19 protein-coding genes and 1 other RNA gene are annotated in these 15,346 nt (G+C 39.4%); 13 read left to right on the top strand and 7 right to left on the bottom strand.

Translation table 11 applies throughout. From position 1 onward, the window contains the following. Positions 1-14: 14 nt before the first annotated feature. Both MKX52_RS15305 and MKX52_RS15300 read right to left on the bottom strand, forming a co-directional pair. On the bottom strand, positions 15-479 hold the full coding sequence (locus tag MKX52_RS15305) for a GNAT family N-acetyltransferase (RefSeq protein ID WP_342490974.1): 465 nt from the start codon (positions 477-479) through the stop codon (positions 15-17). Between the two features lie 15 nt (positions 480-494). Beyond that, positions 495-959 carry a hypothetical protein gene (locus tag MKX52_RS15300; protein WP_342490973.1) on the bottom strand — a complete coding sequence of 155 codons (465 nt, stop codon included), beginning with the start codon at positions 957-959 and terminating at the stop codon, positions 495-497. 117 nt (positions 960-1,076) lie between these two features. Here MKX52_RS15300 and MKX52_RS15295 point away from each other — a divergent pair, with 117 nt between their 5' ends. Further along, the gene (locus MKX52_RS15295; protein ID WP_012011292.1) at positions 1,077-1,709 is read left to right on the top strand and encodes an NAAT family transporter; all 633 of its coding nucleotides are present in this window, start codon (positions 1,077-1,079) and stop codon (positions 1,707-1,709) included. A gap of 55 nt (positions 1,710-1,764) precedes the next feature. Here MKX52_RS15295 and MKX52_RS15290 read toward each other — a convergent pair whose 3' ends face one another. After that, a complete protein-coding gene (locus tag MKX52_RS15290; protein WP_012011291.1) occupies positions 1,765-2,301 on the bottom strand; it encodes a GbsR/MarR family transcriptional regulator in 537 nt (178 codons plus the stop codon). 269 nt (positions 2,302-2,570) lie between these two features. On the opposite strand from MKX52_RS15290, the gene MKX52_RS15285 reads away from it, so the two are divergent. From MKX52_RS15285 to MKX52_RS15270, 4 genes are read left to right on the top strand one after another with little or no spacing between them, the layout of a single operon-like run. Beyond that, a complete protein-coding gene (locus tag MKX52_RS15285; RefSeq protein ID WP_088001211.1) occupies positions 2,571-3,719 on the top strand; it encodes a betaine/proline/choline family ABC transporter ATP-binding protein in 1,149 nt (382 codons plus the stop codon). Between the two features lie 13 nt (positions 3,720-3,732). After that, positions 3,733-4,386 (top strand): ABC transporter permease, encoded by a 654-nt coding sequence (locus tag MKX52_RS15280; protein ID WP_003213477.1) that lies wholly within the window; start codon positions 3,733-3,735, stop codon positions 4,384-4,386. A 13-nt stretch (positions 4,387-4,399) separates the two neighbouring features. Next, positions 4,400-5,317, top strand: a complete 918-nt coding sequence (locus tag MKX52_RS15275) for an osmoprotectant ABC transporter substrate-binding protein (RefSeq protein ID WP_012011289.1) — start codon at positions 4,400-4,402, stop codon at positions 5,315-5,317. A 21-nt stretch (positions 5,318-5,338) separates the two neighbouring features. After that, positions 5,339-6,028: an ABC transporter permease gene (locus MKX52_RS15270; RefSeq protein ID WP_044138966.1), complete on the top strand. Its 690-nt coding sequence runs from the start codon at positions 5,339-5,341 to the stop codon at positions 6,026-6,028. Between the two features lie 81 nt (positions 6,029-6,109). Here the strand turns inward: MKX52_RS15270 and MKX52_RS15265 are convergent, their stop codons facing one another. The 3 genes from MKX52_RS15265 to MKX52_RS15255 form a co-directional block, all read right to left on the bottom strand. Then, positions 6,110-6,430, bottom strand: coding sequence for a helix-turn-helix domain-containing protein (locus MKX52_RS15265; RefSeq protein WP_058013669.1), 321 nt, complete (start codon positions 6,428-6,430; stop codon positions 6,110-6,112). An 82-nt stretch (positions 6,431-6,512) separates the two neighbouring features. Then, complete coding sequence (locus tag MKX52_RS15260) at positions 6,513-6,911, bottom strand: transcriptional regulator (protein WP_012011286.1); 399 nt, start codon at positions 6,909-6,911, stop codon at positions 6,513-6,515. Positions 6,912-7,041: 130 nt separating this feature from the next. Further along, the gene (locus MKX52_RS15255) at positions 7,042-7,446 is read right to left on the bottom strand and encodes a helix-turn-helix transcriptional regulator (RefSeq protein ID WP_012011285.1); all 405 of its coding nucleotides are present in this window, start codon (positions 7,444-7,446) and stop codon (positions 7,042-7,044) included. A gap of 153 nt (positions 7,447-7,599) precedes the next feature. On the opposite strand from MKX52_RS15255, the gene MKX52_RS15250 reads away from it, so the two are divergent. From MKX52_RS15250 to ssrA, 7 genes are all read left to right on the top strand, one after another. After that, complete coding sequence (locus MKX52_RS15250; RefSeq protein ID WP_012011284.1) at positions 7,600-7,833, top strand: helix-turn-helix transcriptional regulator; 234 nt, start codon at positions 7,600-7,602, stop codon at positions 7,831-7,833. 26 nt (positions 7,834-7,859) lie between these two features. After that, on the top strand, positions 7,860-8,150 hold the full coding sequence (locus MKX52_RS15245) for an AbrB/MazE/SpoVT family DNA-binding domain-containing protein (protein WP_012011283.1): 291 nt from the start codon (positions 7,860-7,862) through the stop codon (positions 8,148-8,150). A gap of 186 nt (positions 8,151-8,336) precedes the next feature. Then, complete coding sequence (gene secG, locus MKX52_RS15240) at positions 8,337-8,570, top strand: preprotein translocase subunit SecG (protein ID WP_003212746.1); 234 nt, start codon at positions 8,337-8,339, stop codon at positions 8,568-8,570. Positions 8,571-8,694: 124 nt separating this feature from the next. Then, complete coding sequence (locus MKX52_RS15235; RefSeq protein WP_012011281.1) at positions 8,695-9,441, top strand: carboxylesterase; 747 nt, start codon at positions 8,695-8,697, stop codon at positions 9,439-9,441. 19 nt (positions 9,442-9,460) lie between these two features. Next, entirely contained in the window at positions 9,461-11,803 is a 2,343-nt protein-coding gene (gene rnr, locus MKX52_RS15230; protein ID WP_012011280.1) for a ribonuclease R, read from the top strand. 139 nt (positions 11,804-11,942) lie between these two features. After that, complete coding sequence (gene smpB / locus MKX52_RS15225; RefSeq protein ID WP_012011279.1) at positions 11,943-12,413, top strand: SsrA-binding protein SmpB; 471 nt, start codon at positions 11,943-11,945, stop codon at positions 12,411-12,413. Positions 12,414-12,587: 174 nt separating this feature from the next. After that, positions 12,588-12,950, top strand: a transfer-messenger RNA (tmRNA) gene (gene ssrA, locus MKX52_RS15220). Positions 12,951-13,036: 86 nt separating this feature from the next. Here the strand turns inward: ssrA and MKX52_RS15215 are convergent. Next, complete coding sequence (locus tag MKX52_RS15215) at positions 13,037-13,867, bottom strand: hypothetical protein (protein ID WP_012011278.1); 831 nt, start codon at positions 13,865-13,867, stop codon at positions 13,037-13,039. A gap of 709 nt (positions 13,868-14,576) precedes the next feature. Between MKX52_RS15215 and MKX52_RS15210 the strand changes: the two genes are divergently transcribed. Beyond that, positions 14,577-15,128: a hypothetical protein gene (locus tag MKX52_RS15210; protein ID WP_119125374.1), complete on the top strand. Its 552-nt coding sequence runs from the start codon at positions 14,577-14,579 to the stop codon at positions 15,126-15,128. Positions 15,129-15,346: the final 218 nt, after the last annotated feature.

The following is a 15,346-nucleotide window of genomic DNA, read 5'->3' as shown; positions in this document are numbered from 1 at the left end:
GCAGGCTGAAAAAATCAGTCTGCTTGAAATGTGAGCGACAGCCGTACCATATCCATACACTGAATCCCATTTTCATAAATTGGTTCATCATAGTGCTTCAGAAAGAAATCGTGATCGATGGATGCTATACGAAAACCACATTTTTGATAAAGTGCGAGCTGCTGAATACTGGAGTTGCCAGTGCCAATTTCAATCGATTGAAATCCAGCAACTTTCGCTTCAGCGATCGCATGATGGATCAGCTGCTTCCCAATTCCCTTTCCTTGCCATGACTCCTTTACCGCAACATTCATGATTTCCACTGTATGCTGAGAGAGCGGTGTCAGTAAATAGACACCAATCACATCCTCTTCATGAAAGGCGGCATAACAAGAACCAGATTGTACATAAGTGAGAACCTTTTCCTTTGAAGGATCAGCTAATAGTAAAAGATCCATTGGGAGAGATTCATCATGAGATAATGGCCGAATCTGTATCACATTTTTTCATCCTTTCTATTCTTTAATATACCCTTGTTTCACGCCCCAATCGTATTGGTCCTGTACCCACTGTGAGGGAGGATGATGGGTGACATTCGGGTCTTTTTTGACAGTTGGTTTCCTTGTAGACTGAGTGGTCTGCTGATTTGCTTGAGCAGTAGCTTTTACTGCTGCCAGCTCTTTTTGAAGCTGGTCGATTTTTACCTCAAGCGCTTTACGCTGTTTGACCTCTTTTTCATAGGCTTTCTTTTCTTTTTTGAGCTTTTTTGTGACGTTGGCTATTTGCTTTTTTTGTTCATCGTTTTTATGCTTTATATCTGTTTGATCGGATGTTAACTGCTTGAGCTTCAGATCGCTCGTTTTGCTTTCTTGCTGATGAGTTTTCTCTGCCTTTTCGATGGTTTGCTGCTGCCAAACAATCCAGCCACCTAAGGCAATAACTGCTACAGAAAGAAGAATAATTGTCATTGTTTTCTTCATGTGTGAACCCCTTTCTTTAAACCTCTATTATCATCGGTTAAAGATATACAGGTTTTAACATCACAAGGGAATATTCACATCAGAATGGCAGACACTATGAAAAAAGGAGGGTGTCTGTTGATTTCCTTTATGATTCATGTTGTCGTCTCATTATTTGCTGTATCAAATCCCATTGGAAACGTACCGCTTTTCATTACCTTAACAGAGGGTTATACAGAGAAAGAGCGCTCCCAGACAGCTAAAAAAGCCATCGTGGTCTCTTTTATTATTTTGATTGCCTTTTTATTGGCAGGCAGGCTCATTTTCAAATTGTTTGGGATCGATATTCATGCACTACGCATCGCTGGCGGTATTTTTATTTTTGGCATCGCTTACAATTTGCTGAATGCAAAAGAATCACACGTCCAAAATCCTCATTCAGAGGAGAAGGCAGAAAGCAAAGAGAAGGCAGATATCTCCGTTACGCCGCTCGCCATTCCGATCATCGCTGGTCCCGGGACAATCGCTACAGTCATGAGTTTAACCCCTGGAAGTCAAGAGATGCTCCACATGTTTTCGATTCTAATCGGCATTGTCATTGTTCTTGCCATGACGTATTATGCCTTTCATTATTCAAGTTTTATTATGCGAAAAATGGGGAAAACAGAGATGAATGTCGTGACGCGTTTGATGGGATTAATTCTGGCTGTAGTGGCAGTGGAAATGATCGGCGCAGGCTTAAAAGGGATGTTTCCGATGTTTATGTCATAAGTGTATATAAAAAAGCTGTTTTTTTCTACAATGATGTAAAATAAAACAGCTTTTTTTAAGGTTTCGGCACATGCTTAAATACTTCTTCACTTTCAAAGAACTCAATTAAGCGGCTAATCCAATCATAGTAATCAAGACTTTCCTTGATTTCTGAAAGAAGCAGATTGATTTTATCCTCTGTTTCTTCTGGTAAATCTTCCTGTTCAAGCAGCTCTTGCAATTCCTTGCACGTTTTCTTATGTGCTTTACGGTTTTTACTGACAACACGTGTCCAATTGGCTGCAAACAATGAAATAAACGTTTGGTATTGATCTTGCTCAACGTCATAAAGATCTTTACGTATTCCTTTTTCATAAACCTTTTCCGCAATATTTAAATCGAGCATTTCTCGAACGACTTGACTCATCCTCGTTTTGCTCATGCCGGTCGCCTCTGATAGCTCTTCCAGCGTCATTGGTTTACGGTTCATGTGAATGATACCAAGCACTCTACCCACTGTAGAAGAAAGACCAAAGGCATTCATGTTCTCTGCAGCTTTTTCAATATAATGATCCTGTGCTTTTTGAATGGCGCCTAGCGCTTGCTTGTCCACTCCCCGCTTCATCCCTTCACGATTGACAATTTGTAACACAATATATCATATACCTGTTTGTTGATGAAAACAATAAATATTGAGTAATTGCTAGTAATTTGCAGGAAAAAGGAGAGATCTCTAGATATTACGGGGTTAACTGAAAATTTTATATAAATGTTATGCAATACAAACACATCATAAACTTTTTATTTTATAAAGTTTGCACTATAATTAATAAGGTGGAAATTTTCTGAATATATAGATCCAACTAATTGGAGGTGTCTCATTTGCTGAAACTAGAGAATGTATCTAAGACGTATAAAGGTGGAAAAAAAGCTGTCAAAAATATTGATTTAGACATAGCAAAAGGAGAATTTATTTGTTTTATTGGACCGAGTGGCTGTGGTAAGACCACAACCATGAAGATGATCAATCGACTCATCGAACCTTCCTCAGGAAACATTTTCATCGAGGGAGAAAATATTATGAAAAAAGATCCAGTTCAATTAAGAAGAGAAATCGGTTATGTGATTCAGCAAATTGGACTGTTTCCCCATATGACCATCGCGCAAAACATCTCACTTGTGCCAAAGCTCTTAAAATGGCCGGAAGAAAAACGGAACGAACGAGCACGCGAACTGCTGAAGCTCGTCGACATGGGTCCAGAATTTCTAGAGCGCTATCCTCATGAACTGAGTGGAGGACAGCAGCAGCGTATCGGAGTTCTCCGCGCACTGGCAGCAGAACCCCCTCTGATCCTCATGGACGAACCATTTGGTGCACTTGATCCTATTACACGAGATACATTGCAGGAAGAATTTAAGAAACTGCAAAAAACATTAAATAAAACCATCGTCTTCGTCACACATGACATGGATGAAGCGATTAAACTAGCTGATCGAATTGTGATTTTAAAAGATGGAGAGATTGTCCAAGTAGGCACACCTGACGATATTTTACGTAACCCAGCCAACGAGTTCGTAGAAGAATTCATTGGAAAAGAACGCCTGCTTCAATCAAATCCGAATATGGAACGTGTAGAACAAATGATGAACACGTCACCAGTCACCATTACAGTCGAACAAACATTGACTGATGCTATCTACATCATGAGAGAAAAGCGGGTCGATTCCTTGCTTGTAGTAGATGAAAATGGTGTGTTAAAAGGCTATATCGATATTGAAACAATTGATGCGAATCGCAGAAAAGCGGCTTTCGTTGGTGAGATCCTAAATACAGAGTTCTATACTGTACAAGAAGGCGCACTTCTCAGAGACACCGTTCGGAAAATCTTAATACGCGGTATTAAATATGTACCGGTTGTCGATGCCAAAGGCCATTTAAAAGGCATTGTGACACGGGCAAGTCTTGTAGATGTTGTGTACGACTCCATTTGGGGAGACGATACGCCAGCGTCTGCCATTGAAATGAACTAAGGGAGGTGGACACATGGATCAAATCATCGATTTTCTAGAGAAAAATGGTGGGGAACTCCTCACAAAAATGTGGGAGCATTTATATATTTCCTTAATTGCTGTCGTACTAGGAATTATCGTTGCCGTTCCTTTAGGCGTCGTTCTCACGCGAATGAAACGAGGCGCAGGTTTTGTCATCGGTGTCGTGAATATCTTTCAAACACTCCCTAGTTTAGCGATTCTTGCATTTTTTATTCCTATTTTGGGAGTTGGGAAAATACCTGCAATCGTTGCTCTCTTTTTCTATTCAGTATTGCCTATTTTGAGAAATACGTATGCCGGCGTGCAAGGTGTGAACAAAAATCTCCTTGAATCCGGTAAAGGAATCGGCATGACGACATGGGAGCAAATTCGTCTTGTGGAACTTCCGCTTGCTGTACCGATCATTATGGCAGGTGTCCGTACGTCAACGATTTATTTAATTGGCTGGACAACACTTGCTGCTTTTATCGGTGGAGGCGGTCTTGGTGACTACATTCTCATTGGACTTCAGCTATATCAGCCGGAATACATTATTGCAGGTGCCATCCCAGTTACTATTTTAGCGGTCATCATCGACTTTACCTTGATGAAGCTGGAGAAAAAAGTAACACCAGAAGGCTTAAAAGGATTGAAGGAAGTTTCATAAGGAGTTGGCTTATGTGAAGAATCGAAAAACAAAATGGATCAGTGCACTGCTTGCCGGATGCTTGCTATTGATAAGCGGCTGTTCACTTCCTGGACTAGCCGGCTCCTCAGGCAATACGCTGCGGGTGGGAGCACAAAACTTTACCGAATCAGAAATCATGGCCTATATGGTGAGCGATATCATCGAACATTACACAGATAAAAAGACAACCATTGTGAAGAACTTAGGCTCTAATACTGTACAGCAGAAAGCAATGGAAAATGGAGATATCGACATTGCTGCGACTAGATATACAGGGACAGATTTGACGAGTACGCTTGGAATGGATGCGGAAAAAGATCCGGAGCGTGCAATGGAAATCGTTCAAAAAGAATTTAAGAAACGCTATGATTACAAATGGTTTGATTCCTATGGCTTTGATAATACGTATGCCTTTGCCGTGACGCAAAAGATGGCGAAGGAAAACAAGTTAGAAACGGTCTCTGATTTGAAAAAGAATGCGAAGAATTATCGGTTCGGTGTCGATAATATTTGGCTCAAAAAGAAAGGCGACGGTTATGAAGGGTTCGTGAAAACATACGGAATTGAATTTGGAAGCACGTATCCAATGCAGATTGGTTTAGTCTATGATGCATTAAAAAATGAAAAAATGGATATTGTGCTTGCCTATTCAACAGATGGACGAATCAAAGCCTATGACCTCAAAATTTTAAAAGATGATAAGCGATTTTTCCCGCCATATGATGCATCGCCAGTTGTCCCGGAAAAAGTCTTAAAAGAGAACCCAGGGCTTGATAAGGTGATCAACAGACTGATCGGAAAAATCGATACAGAACAAATGCAAGAGTTGAACTATCAAGTCGACGGAGAGCTTCAAGAACCAGCCACCGTTGCGAAGAATTTCCTGAAAAAGCACAATTACTTTGAGTAAGATGGGGAGGTGTCACGGCTGATGGACACACTGCAGCAATTATGGACGTATTATCAGCAGAACGGTTCATATGTGTTAGAAGAATTTTATCGGCATTTTCTCATGTCAGCGTATGGGGTGCTGTTTGCGGCAATAGTCGGAATTCCAGTAGGCATCTTTGTGGCGCATTACCGTAAGCTAAGCAATTGGATCTTTGCCATTACCAATGTCATTCAAACCATACCGGCGTTAGCGATGCTTTCCGTGTTAATGCTTGTATTAGGACTTGGCGCAAATACAGTCATCTTATCACTCTTTCTGTATTCGCTTCTGCCGATTATCCGCAACACGTATACAGGGATTGTCAGCATTGAACATGCGTATTTAGAATCGGGTAAAGCGATGGGCATGACGAAATGGCAAGTGCTGAGAATGGTTGAATTACCGCTTGCTTTATCGGTCATAATGGCTGGTTTAAGAACGGCACTGGTCATTGCCATCGGTATTACAGCGATTGGGACATTTGTTGGTGCAGGAGGTCTAGGTGATATCATCATCAGAGGATCAAACGCCACAAACGGAACAGCCATCATTTTAGCAGGTGCGATTCCAACTGCACTCATGGCCATTATCGCTGACCTAGTCATGGGCTGGCTCGAACGTTATTTAAGCCCAACGAACAAGAAAAAAGAAAGAAAAGCATTAGCTGAAAAAAACATGACATCTGCTTAAGCGGTTGAAAAGATAAAACCTCCCTTACAATCTGTAAGGGAGGTTGTTTTATGATGATCAGGCAGTTCACATGCAGTTATTTTATGATTCAAGCGTGATCCATTCAGTAGACCACTTCGAAATTTCCTCAAAAACGGGTGCAAGGGAACGCCCCATATCAGTTAAAGAATACTCAATACGCACGGGTGTTTCAGCAAAAACTTCCCGTTTTACAATGCCTGCTGCTTCCAGTTCTTTTAATCTCTCAGATAATACTCTTCCGCTTAAATTTGTCAGAGCGGCCTCAATTTCACTAAAGCGCTGCGGACCTGAGAGAAGCTGAAAAACAATCAGTGCAACCCAGCGTTTACTCAATAACTCAACTGCTTTTTCAAACCGCGGGCACATATCAGATTGATTCATCTTTCTTCACTCCAATCTGAACCCATTATACCGTAAATTTGTCATAAATCAGCTCAAAAAGCTTGTCAATGATCAAAACATTCTAAGACGAACGGCTGTTGATTATAAATAACAGATAGCGATTGAGATCTTCTATTTCTTTTTTCGAAAGAGTTGACCAAATGTCTCCATCAAATAGTTCGAGATCGCCAAGTTCGTATTGCGCTGCGGCTTCCTTTATTTTGGATAGTGCCATTTCCTCTTCCTTCAACTGATGGACAGAAGAGGCTTCCTCAATATAGCCCGCTGCCTGCATCATATCTTCATAAGGAACCTTTAATGCACTGGCTAGTTTTTTTATCGTAGGAGGCTTTGGAATGCCGCGTTTCCCATTCTCAATACGAGAAATACCAGCAGCACTGACCTCTGAATACATGGCTAATTGGTTCACTGACAGCTTCTTTTCCTCACGTAATGCTCTTAAATATGCACCAAATTTCATCAAGGCAAAACCTCACATGGTTATAGATTAGATATGTCTATTTTACTTGATTTATTGACTATTGGCAACAAGTATACCATGAAAATATTGACATTAGTTAATGGTGAATGTATCTTAGGGTTATGCCCCGCTATTTATTCGTCTTTTTTTGGTTAATGAGCGTAAGAAAGTATTCATTCAGCTGGCTGATGTCTTGTGCGGATAGCCTTTCCCATAGGTCTCCGTCAAACATGGGAAGATGTTCTACATCCTTTTGAAGCGCCGTTTGATAGATTTTCAACACGGATTCATATTTTGGTTTCATTTCATGAACTTGTTCCTGTTCAATATGACCGGCAAGCAGCATTAAATCCTCATAAGGCACCTTCAAGGCGTGTGCTAATTTTTTTATGGTTAAAGGCTTCGGCACACCACGCTTTCCATTTTCAATACGAGAAATACCAGCAGCGCTTACACCTGAATACATGGCGAGTTGATTGACAGACATTTTTCTATTTTCTCTTAAAATGCGTAATTGTTCACCAAAGTGATTCATGACATCGAACCTCACATTTCAGTATATGACTTATTTTAGTATGATCATTGACCAAAGGAAATAGCAGAGGGGTAAAAGTGTTGACTTAAGTAAATGAATCTGATTCATGTGAGCACCTACACGTTGTACATATTGATTCCATAGGAGGTTGTAATGATGGTCGAAAAGATTCAGATCAGGCGGACTTTTGTCATGCAGTATATGATCGAAAACGATATGTCTTTAAATCAGCTCGCTGATGAAATTGGCATCTCTCCTGCCACACTTAGCAGGGTATTAAATGGTCATCGGAAACCAGGCCAACTTGTCATTGGCAAAATGATTCATTACTTTGATAAAAAATTTGAAGATCTATTTTACTATGAAAATATTGACAAAAGTCAATAAATGAAATGATCAAGGAGGCAATGTCGTTGAAAAGGACTGGGATGGTCAGACATATTGATTCACTAGGCAGAATTGTTCTGCCTTCAGAAATGCGCAAGGTACTCAATATTAAAGAAGAACAACTGTTAGAAATTTTCATTGAAGATCAAACCATTATGCTGAAAAGATATGATGCAGATAAGAGCTGCCTGTTAACTGGACAAGTGACGAAGTACAACAAAAGCTATGGAAATGGGAAAGTGATGCTGAGTCCTGAAGGAGCTGAACGTTTGTTAGTAGAATTAAAACAGCTATTGAAAGAAGAAGCAACCCGTTAAAAACGTGTTTTTAATCAAAAATTGCATATAAAAAATGCTGCATACTACTCTTTGGAATGAAATTGAATCAAAATAACGAATAAAGTCGACAATATAGAGGGAATCTTTATTTTGATGTTTCGTGACATGCACCTTGTTTTCATGTAAAATAAAGTTATGTGTACCAGTTTGTCTGGAGGTGTTTTTATGCACGCATTTGTTATCACATTACTCGTAATTGTCAGTATCGCACTTATCATCGTTGTATTGTTACAATCTAGTAAAAGTGCTGGACTGTCAGGCGCTATTTCAGGTGGAGCCGAGCAGCTTTTCGGTAAGCAAAAAGCGAGAGGTCTTGACTTGATACTTCACCGTTTAACGGTTATTTTGTCAGTGCTTTTCTTCATCTTAACACTTGCATTGGCATATTTAGGCGTGTAAAGCGCGAGTAACAGAAGGTCTGATCTTTTTTCAGACCTTTTTTTATTATCAGCACTCTTTTGTGTTTGTTTCATACATACAAGTGGAAAATATAAACCATATCAGAAGGAAAGGAAGTCACATCATGAAAGTTGTTACACCAAAACCATTTACGTTTAAAGGTGGAGAAAAGGCGGTGCTTCTTCTTCACGGTTTTACTGGGAATACAGCCGATGTTCGAATGCTTGGCCGTTATTTGAACGAAAGAGGATATACGTGTCATGCACCACAATATAAAGGACACGGTGTGCCACCAGAAGAACTTGTCCATTTTGGACCGGATGACTGGTGGAAGGATGTACAAGAAGCCTATCAATTCTTGAAAGATGAAGGCTTTGAGGAAATTGCGGTTTGCGGACTATCCCTCGGAGGAGTTTTTTCATTGAAATTAGGTTACACTGTACCTGTAAAGGGAATTGTACCTATGTGTGCACCTATGTACATAAAAAGTGAAGAAGTCATGTACCAGGGTGTACTAGAATATGCCCGTAACTATAAGAAATTCGAGGGTAAGTCAGAGGACCAAATTGAACAGGAAATGGAAGAGTTCAAGAAAACGCCAATGGATACACTTAAGAGCCTTCAAGCACTCATTGCAGATGTTAGAAACAATGTCGACATGATTTATTCACCTACTTTTGTTGTTCAGGCACGTCACGATCATATGATTAATACAGACAGTGCGAATATCATCTACAACGAAGTAGAGACAGATCAAAAGCATTTGACATGGTATGAAGAATCAGGCCATGCGATCACGCTTGATAAAGAGCGCGAGAAGGTTCATCAGGATGTATATGCATTCTTAGAATCACTTGATTGGTCAATTTAAATATATAGGGGGTTAGAGTGTGCAAAAAGAAGAATTTATGGATGAATTACTCGCTTTTATGAAAGATGAAGCGTATAAACCGTTAACCGTTCAAGAGCTGGAAGTGATGATGGAGATTACCAATCCCGATGATTATAAAGAGCTCGTCAAAGCACTTGTAATACTGGAAGATCAAGGACTCATCGTTCGCACGCGCAGCGATCGCTACGGTGTACCAGAAAAAATGAACCTGATAAAAGGAAAGCTGTCTGCTCATGCAAAAGGCTTTGCATTTGTGACACCAGAAGAGTTTGGACAGGATGATATTTTCATTCCGCCAAATGAGCTAGGCACAGCGATGAATGGTGATACGGTTATGGTTCGTGTCAGCCATAAATCAAACGGCACAAAAAAAGAAGGGACGGTCATCCGAATTCTGGAGCGTAATACTCAGACGGTTGTCGGTACCTACACAGAAACGAAAAGCTTTGGCTTTGTCATTCCAGATGATAAAAAAATCACAACCGATATCTTCATCCCGAAATCCGCTAAAAATGGAGCGGTAGAGGGGCATAAAGTGGTTGTGACGCTGACTAGCTACCCAGAAGGAAGAATGAGTGCAGAGGGCGAAGTGACTGAAATCCTCGGTCATAAAAATGACCCTGGCATTGATATCCTATCAATTATTCATAAACATGGCTTGCCAGGGGAGTTCCCAGAAGAAGCGCTCCAGCAGGCAGTAGACACACCTGAAACGATTGATGAAAAAGACCTCGAAGGCAGACGTGATCTGCGTAACGAAACGATTGTCACCATCGACGGAGCAGATGCGAAGGACTTAGATGATGCCGTTACGGTGCAAAAGCTGGATGATGGCAAATATAAGCTAGGCGTGCATATTGCAGATGTCTCTCATTATGTCACAGAGAACTCTCCGATTGATCAGGAAGCTTATGAGCGTGGAACGAGTGTATATCTCGTAGACCGCGTCATTCCGATGATCCCGCATCGCCTATCAAACGGTATTTGTTCATTGAATCCGAAGGTCGATCGTCTCACACTATCTTGTGAAATGGTCATTGATCGAAATGGAAAGGTCGTCAAACATGAGATTTTCCAAAGTGTGATCAAAACGACGGAAAGAATGACTTATTCTGATGTGAATAAGATTCTAGTCGATCAAGACGAAGAGCTTTTAGACAAATACGAGCCGCTTGTGCCAATGTTCCAAGAGATGGAGAAACTTGCAGAGATTCTTCGCGAGAAACGAATGGAGCGCGGGGCTGTAGACTTTGACTTCAAAGAAGCAAAAGTGCTTGTGGATGAAGAAGGAGCAGCGAAAGACGTTGTTGTTCGTGAACGTTCAGTCGCCGAGAAATTAATTGAAGAATTCATGCTTGTAGCAAACGAAACGGTTGCAGAGCATTTCCACTGGATGAATGTACCTTTCATCTATCGAATTCACGAAGAACCAAATCCTGAGAAGCTTCAGCGCTTTTTAGAGTTCGTGACAACGTTTGGTTACATTGTGAAAGGAACGTCGACAAACATCCATCCACGTGCACTTCAAAGTGTACTTGATGCTGTGAGGGATCAACCAGAAGAAGTTGTGATACAAACTGTCATGCTTCGTTCGATGAAACAGGCGAAGTATGATCCGGAAAGCATCGGCCATTTTGGTTTATCAACGGAATTCTATACACATTTCACATCACCGATCCGCCGTTATCCGGACTTAATCGTGCATAGACTGATTAGAACCTATTTGATTCAGAAAAAGACAGACGAAGCAACCCTAGAAAAGTGGGGCCAGTTGCTTCCTGAAATTGCAGATCATGCGTCTACCATGGAACGCCGCTCAGTCGATGCAGAGCGTGAAACAGATGATCTCAAGAAGGCAGAATTTATGCTTGATAAAATCGGTGAAGAGTTTGATGGCATGATTAGTTCCGTGACGAACTTCGGGCTATTTGTTGAACTGCCGAATACAATTGAAGGTCTTGTCCATGTCAGCTACATGACCGACGACTACTATCGCTTTGATGAGCAGCACTTTGCCATGATCGGTGAACGAACAGGGAATGTCTACCGTATCGGTGATGAAATCACAGTCAAAGTGGTGAATGTCAATAAAGATGAACACTCCATTGATTTTGAAATCGTCGGTATGAAAGGCACCCGCCGTAAATCACCAAAAGATTTTAAGTTTAAAAAACGGACAGATTCACCAGCGAAAAAAGGGCGCGGAGGTCAAAATGCCTCTGGTGATAAAGCCAAAGAGGATAAAGGCGGAAGTGACTGGTTCACAGGCCGTAAAAAGAAGAAAAAGAAAAAACGCGTCTTTGATAACGCACCAAAACAAAAGCGTAAAAAGAAAAAGTAATGTGACAAAAAGCAAATAGGGCATCACGCTCTATTTGCTTTTTGACCACATAGCGTCATTATTGTCGAAAGCTGGATTGTTTGATAAAATAATCCGTATGATTTGGACCGTGTTTGTGTCAAAAGGAGGGTGTACGCTAATGCCAAAGGGAGAGGGAAAGGTTGTTTCCCAAAACAAAAAAGCAAATCATGACTATTTTATAGAAGAAACATATGAAGCTGGCCTTGTGTTACAAGGAACTGAAATCAAATCGATTCGGGCAGGAAAAGTGAATTTAAAAGATTCCTTTGCCAAAATCGAGCGAGGAGAAGTGTTTCTTCACAACATGCACGTGAGCCCATACGAGCAGGGGAATCGTTATAACCATGATCCGCTGAGAACGAGAAAGCTACTGCTTCATCGCAAGCAAATCAGCAAATTGATTGGTGCAACAAAGGAAGAAGGCTACTCACTCGTACCTCTGAAACTCTATTTGAAAAATGGATTTGCCAAAGTGTTGATTGGAATTGGGAAAGGGAAAAAGAAATACGATAAACGTGAAGATCTGAAGAAAAAAGATGCAAAACGTGAAATCGAGCGTGCCTTCCGTGATCGTCAAAAGCAATTCTAGCCTGATGCAGATGGCTTGCTGAGAGCGGAAGCATTATGCTACAATATGTTATGCAATAAACAATCATTGTTGTTTTTACAGAAACCACCAGTTGTTTCAAGCGATGAGATTGTTATAATAGTTATATACGGAAGCAGTGAAGCTGAACTTCCATCCCGTATATCCCTTTTACAAGGGGACGTTACGGATTCGACAGGGATGGTTCGAGCTTAGGCCGCGAGCCGAGAGGCGATCTCGTTAACACGCACCTAAATGTAACTGGCAAAACTAAAAGTTTTAACCAAAACTTAGCACTAGCTGCCTAATAAGCGCAGCGAGCTCTTCCTGACATCGCCTATGTGTCTGTGAGGAGCCCAATGAAGTAGGCTACGCTTACGTTTTCGTCTGAGGACGTAAGAAGAGATCCATCAGACTAGCTCTCCAAGCGCCCGTCAGCAGGCATGCGGATGAGTGAACATGAAATATGTTGACTACGCTCGTAGACGCTTAAGTAATCGATGTCTCTGGACGTGGGTTCGACTCCCACCGTCTCCATATGAAAAAAAGTGCCAAGACCGTTATTTATAATGGGTTTGGGCACTTTTTTAATTTGCGGAATTCATTATCTAGTTGCTATGAACGATTTAGGTATTATTGAGATGAAGTTGTTTATATATAAGTGAGCTTCGTTCTTGAATCGCTTTATTGACAAAAATTAAAAATTCAATCAGATTATTTTCATCTTTAGTACTAACGGTTCCTTTAAAGTGATTGTTCCAAAATTCTTTTGGGTTACTGGATAAATCTTTTGGATTTTCTAAAAAGCTTTGTAAAAAATTCTTCTCCACAAATTTAGGCCAAGTATTAAAACTTAAAATCCACTTTGCAGATTCAAAAATATATTTTGCATACTTAACACTGCTATTGTAAAACGGATTTTCTAAAAAATTATCAATAGAATCATTACTATTTTCAAAATCATCTAAAATTATTTTAATTTGATTCAACGATATATCCCAATAATCATAGGTAGAACTGTAACGTTTACTATTAAAAGGAGAAAACCAACGTTTTTTATTTTTGATAGCGTATACAGGTATAAAATTACCTACTGTGTGGGTTAGTTTTGCATATTCTTTAAAATGAGGATTAGATAAGTTATATGTTTCCTTATAAAATGCTTTGTAAGGAGTTACGAATGAATTCATTGTTTCTCCATTTGCCTCAACAAAATTTGTTTCTTTAGTATCCCAGAATATAAATTCATTACCCCATAAGCTTTTGTATATTTCAAGGGTTAAAGGTAATCTATCACAGTCAGATCGAGATCCATAAATATTACCTTTATATAGAATCATATTTGCAATAGGGTTGTTTTCATCATATGTTAAATTTCTCAAATCGAAAATCTCTCTTTTGAAATCATAATTTATAAAATCTACTTCTGAAAGTTCCAATAACTCATCGAAAGTCATTAGTAAGTTCTCCTTCTTGTTCAGTCTTTTTTGAATGATTAACTAAATTTCCTTAAACTTAAAATAAAGTTATTTGAGTTTAGGTAATTAAAAAATAAATTACTCCTATGCATTTACATCAATAGCTTTATAACACTCAAGTTCTTTCATAAAACTAACCTAAAGTTTTTCGTGATCAATTCACGTTAAATGACTATAATTACTAATACCACCTTTATTTTTTATAATTCTAGCTACGTAGAAAATAAGTCCAGAATAACTCTTTTTTTGTTAAGTGTATAGGGAAAATATATAAATATATCCACTTTTTAACCGATAATTAAATGTAGGGGTGTTCATTTCAATGAACAAAGTATAAACTAAATCACTATTCTCAATGATGATTATGTATGCCGTACTGTTGGTATTCTATACAACTGCAGCAACGAAAAGGTAGAAAAACTTTGTGCCAAGTGGTACGAGAATACAGTCGTGATATCGAAATCACAATGCTCATGATTGTTAAAAGATACTGCCATTAATACAGGTAATGCCATCTATTCGATAAAAAAGTATATGAGTAATTGCTAAAAACAAAAGATATCAATAAACTCATAGATTAATCACCGAAAGCACTTAAAAATCTTGATCTTAACAAAGCATACGATCACAGAGCTAAAGCTAATGATCAAGTAGAAAAATTCTCAAAAAGGTAAGGAGTAATTGACACATGAAAACAAACAAAAGGACAATGATTTCTATATTTCTTCTAGTATTAACATTGATGCTGAGTACAGCATGCGGAAAAAATGAAACAGTAAACGGTTCTGCGTCAGATAAAGAGCCGGCAAAAATTGAAAAGATGACCGATAAAGAATATGCTTCATGGTATAAAGGGTATCTAAAACGTTTTGAAGATAGAGTTATGCCTTTCTTTTTTTCATTAGTTCCAATGGATGATCGCTATGATAAAGAATGGGCTAGTGAACTTGAGAAGAAAATTGATAGCCTGCGAGAATTACTTAACGAAGCCAAAGAAAATGAAAACAAAGTTCCTGATACGTATAAAAAAGCAAATAGTTACTTAGTGAAAACATATGACAACTTAGAGCCGATTTTCAAAGATATCTTAAAGGTTGCAAAGCAAGATAAGGTAGACGGTGATGATTTGAATTTTGTTGATTCTAGGATGACGAAAGCATTAGAAGATATGGTTCATGCAAAAGCAGAAGTTACTAAAATTAATGATGAGAAAGCAAGTGAAAAGCCAAAGAGTAAATAAAGAAGGCTATTTTTTTTAAAAGTAGCTGTTCATATAAGCTGAAGAAAGCACGTGTCTAGGTCCATTATTATCCCACGTCTAATCAACTTGGCGCACAGCAGAACCAGAGATTCTAGTTCATGCAATCTCTGGTTCTTATTATGTACGTTTCCTTGAAGAAGACGTCACCAACCGAAAAAACAAAGGACAAACCACAATCATCGCAATTATCATTAACA

This window comes from Bacillus sp. FSL R5-0422, from assembly GCF_038610765.1.
In the GTDB taxonomy this organism is placed as follows: Bacteria; Bacillota; Bacilli; order Bacillales; family Bacillaceae; genus Bacillus; species Bacillus pumilus_O.
The sequence above is the reverse complement of the archived record's forward strand: the minus strand, read 5'-3'. Positions and strand labels throughout refer to the sequence as shown.

What these genes read in the sequence shown, in the direction of transcription:
- MKX52_RS15300 (WP_342490973.1), bottom strand. Translation starts at nt 959, where the DNA reads ATGAAGAAAACAATGACAATTATTCTTCTTTCTGTAGCAGTTATTGCC.
- MKX52_RS15280 (WP_003213477.1), top strand. Translation starts at nt 3,733, where the DNA reads ATGGATCAAATCATCGATTTTCTAGAGAAAAATGGTGGGGAACTCCTC.
- MKX52_RS15270 (WP_044138966.1), top strand. Translation starts at nt 5,339, where the DNA reads ATGGACACACTGCAGCAATTATGGACGTATTATCAGCAGAACGGTTCA.
- MKX52_RS15265 (WP_058013669.1), bottom strand. Translation starts at nt 6,430, where the DNA reads ATGAATCAATCTGATATGTGCCCGCGGTTTGAAAAAGCAGTTGAGTTA.
- MKX52_RS15260 (WP_012011286.1), bottom strand. Translation starts at nt 6,911, where the DNA reads ATGAAATTTGGTGCATATTTAAGAGCATTACGTGAGGAAAAGAAGCTG.
- MKX52_RS15255 (WP_012011285.1), bottom strand. Translation starts at nt 7,446, where the DNA reads ATGAATCACTTTGGTGAACAATTACGCATTTTAAGAGAAAATAGAAAA.
- MKX52_RS15250 (WP_012011284.1), top strand. Translation starts at nt 7,600, where the DNA reads ATGATGGTCGAAAAGATTCAGATCAGGCGGACTTTTGTCATGCAGTAT.
- secG (WP_003212746.1), top strand. Translation starts at nt 8,337, where the DNA reads ATGCACGCATTTGTTATCACATTACTCGTAATTGTCAGTATCGCACTT.
- MKX52_RS15235 (WP_012011281.1), top strand. Translation starts at nt 8,695, where the DNA reads ATGAAAGTTGTTACACCAAAACCATTTACGTTTAAAGGTGGAGAAAAG.
- smpB (WP_012011279.1), top strand. Translation starts at nt 11,943, where the DNA reads ATGCCAAAGGGAGAGGGAAAGGTTGTTTCCCAAAACAAAAAAGCAAAT.
- MKX52_RS15215 (WP_012011278.1), bottom strand. Translation starts at nt 13,867, where the DNA reads ATGACTTTCGATGAGTTATTGGAACTTTCAGAAGTAGATTTTATAAAT.
- MKX52_RS15210 (WP_119125374.1), top strand. Translation starts at nt 14,577, where the DNA reads ATGAAAACAAACAAAAGGACAATGATTTCTATATTTCTTCTAGTATTA.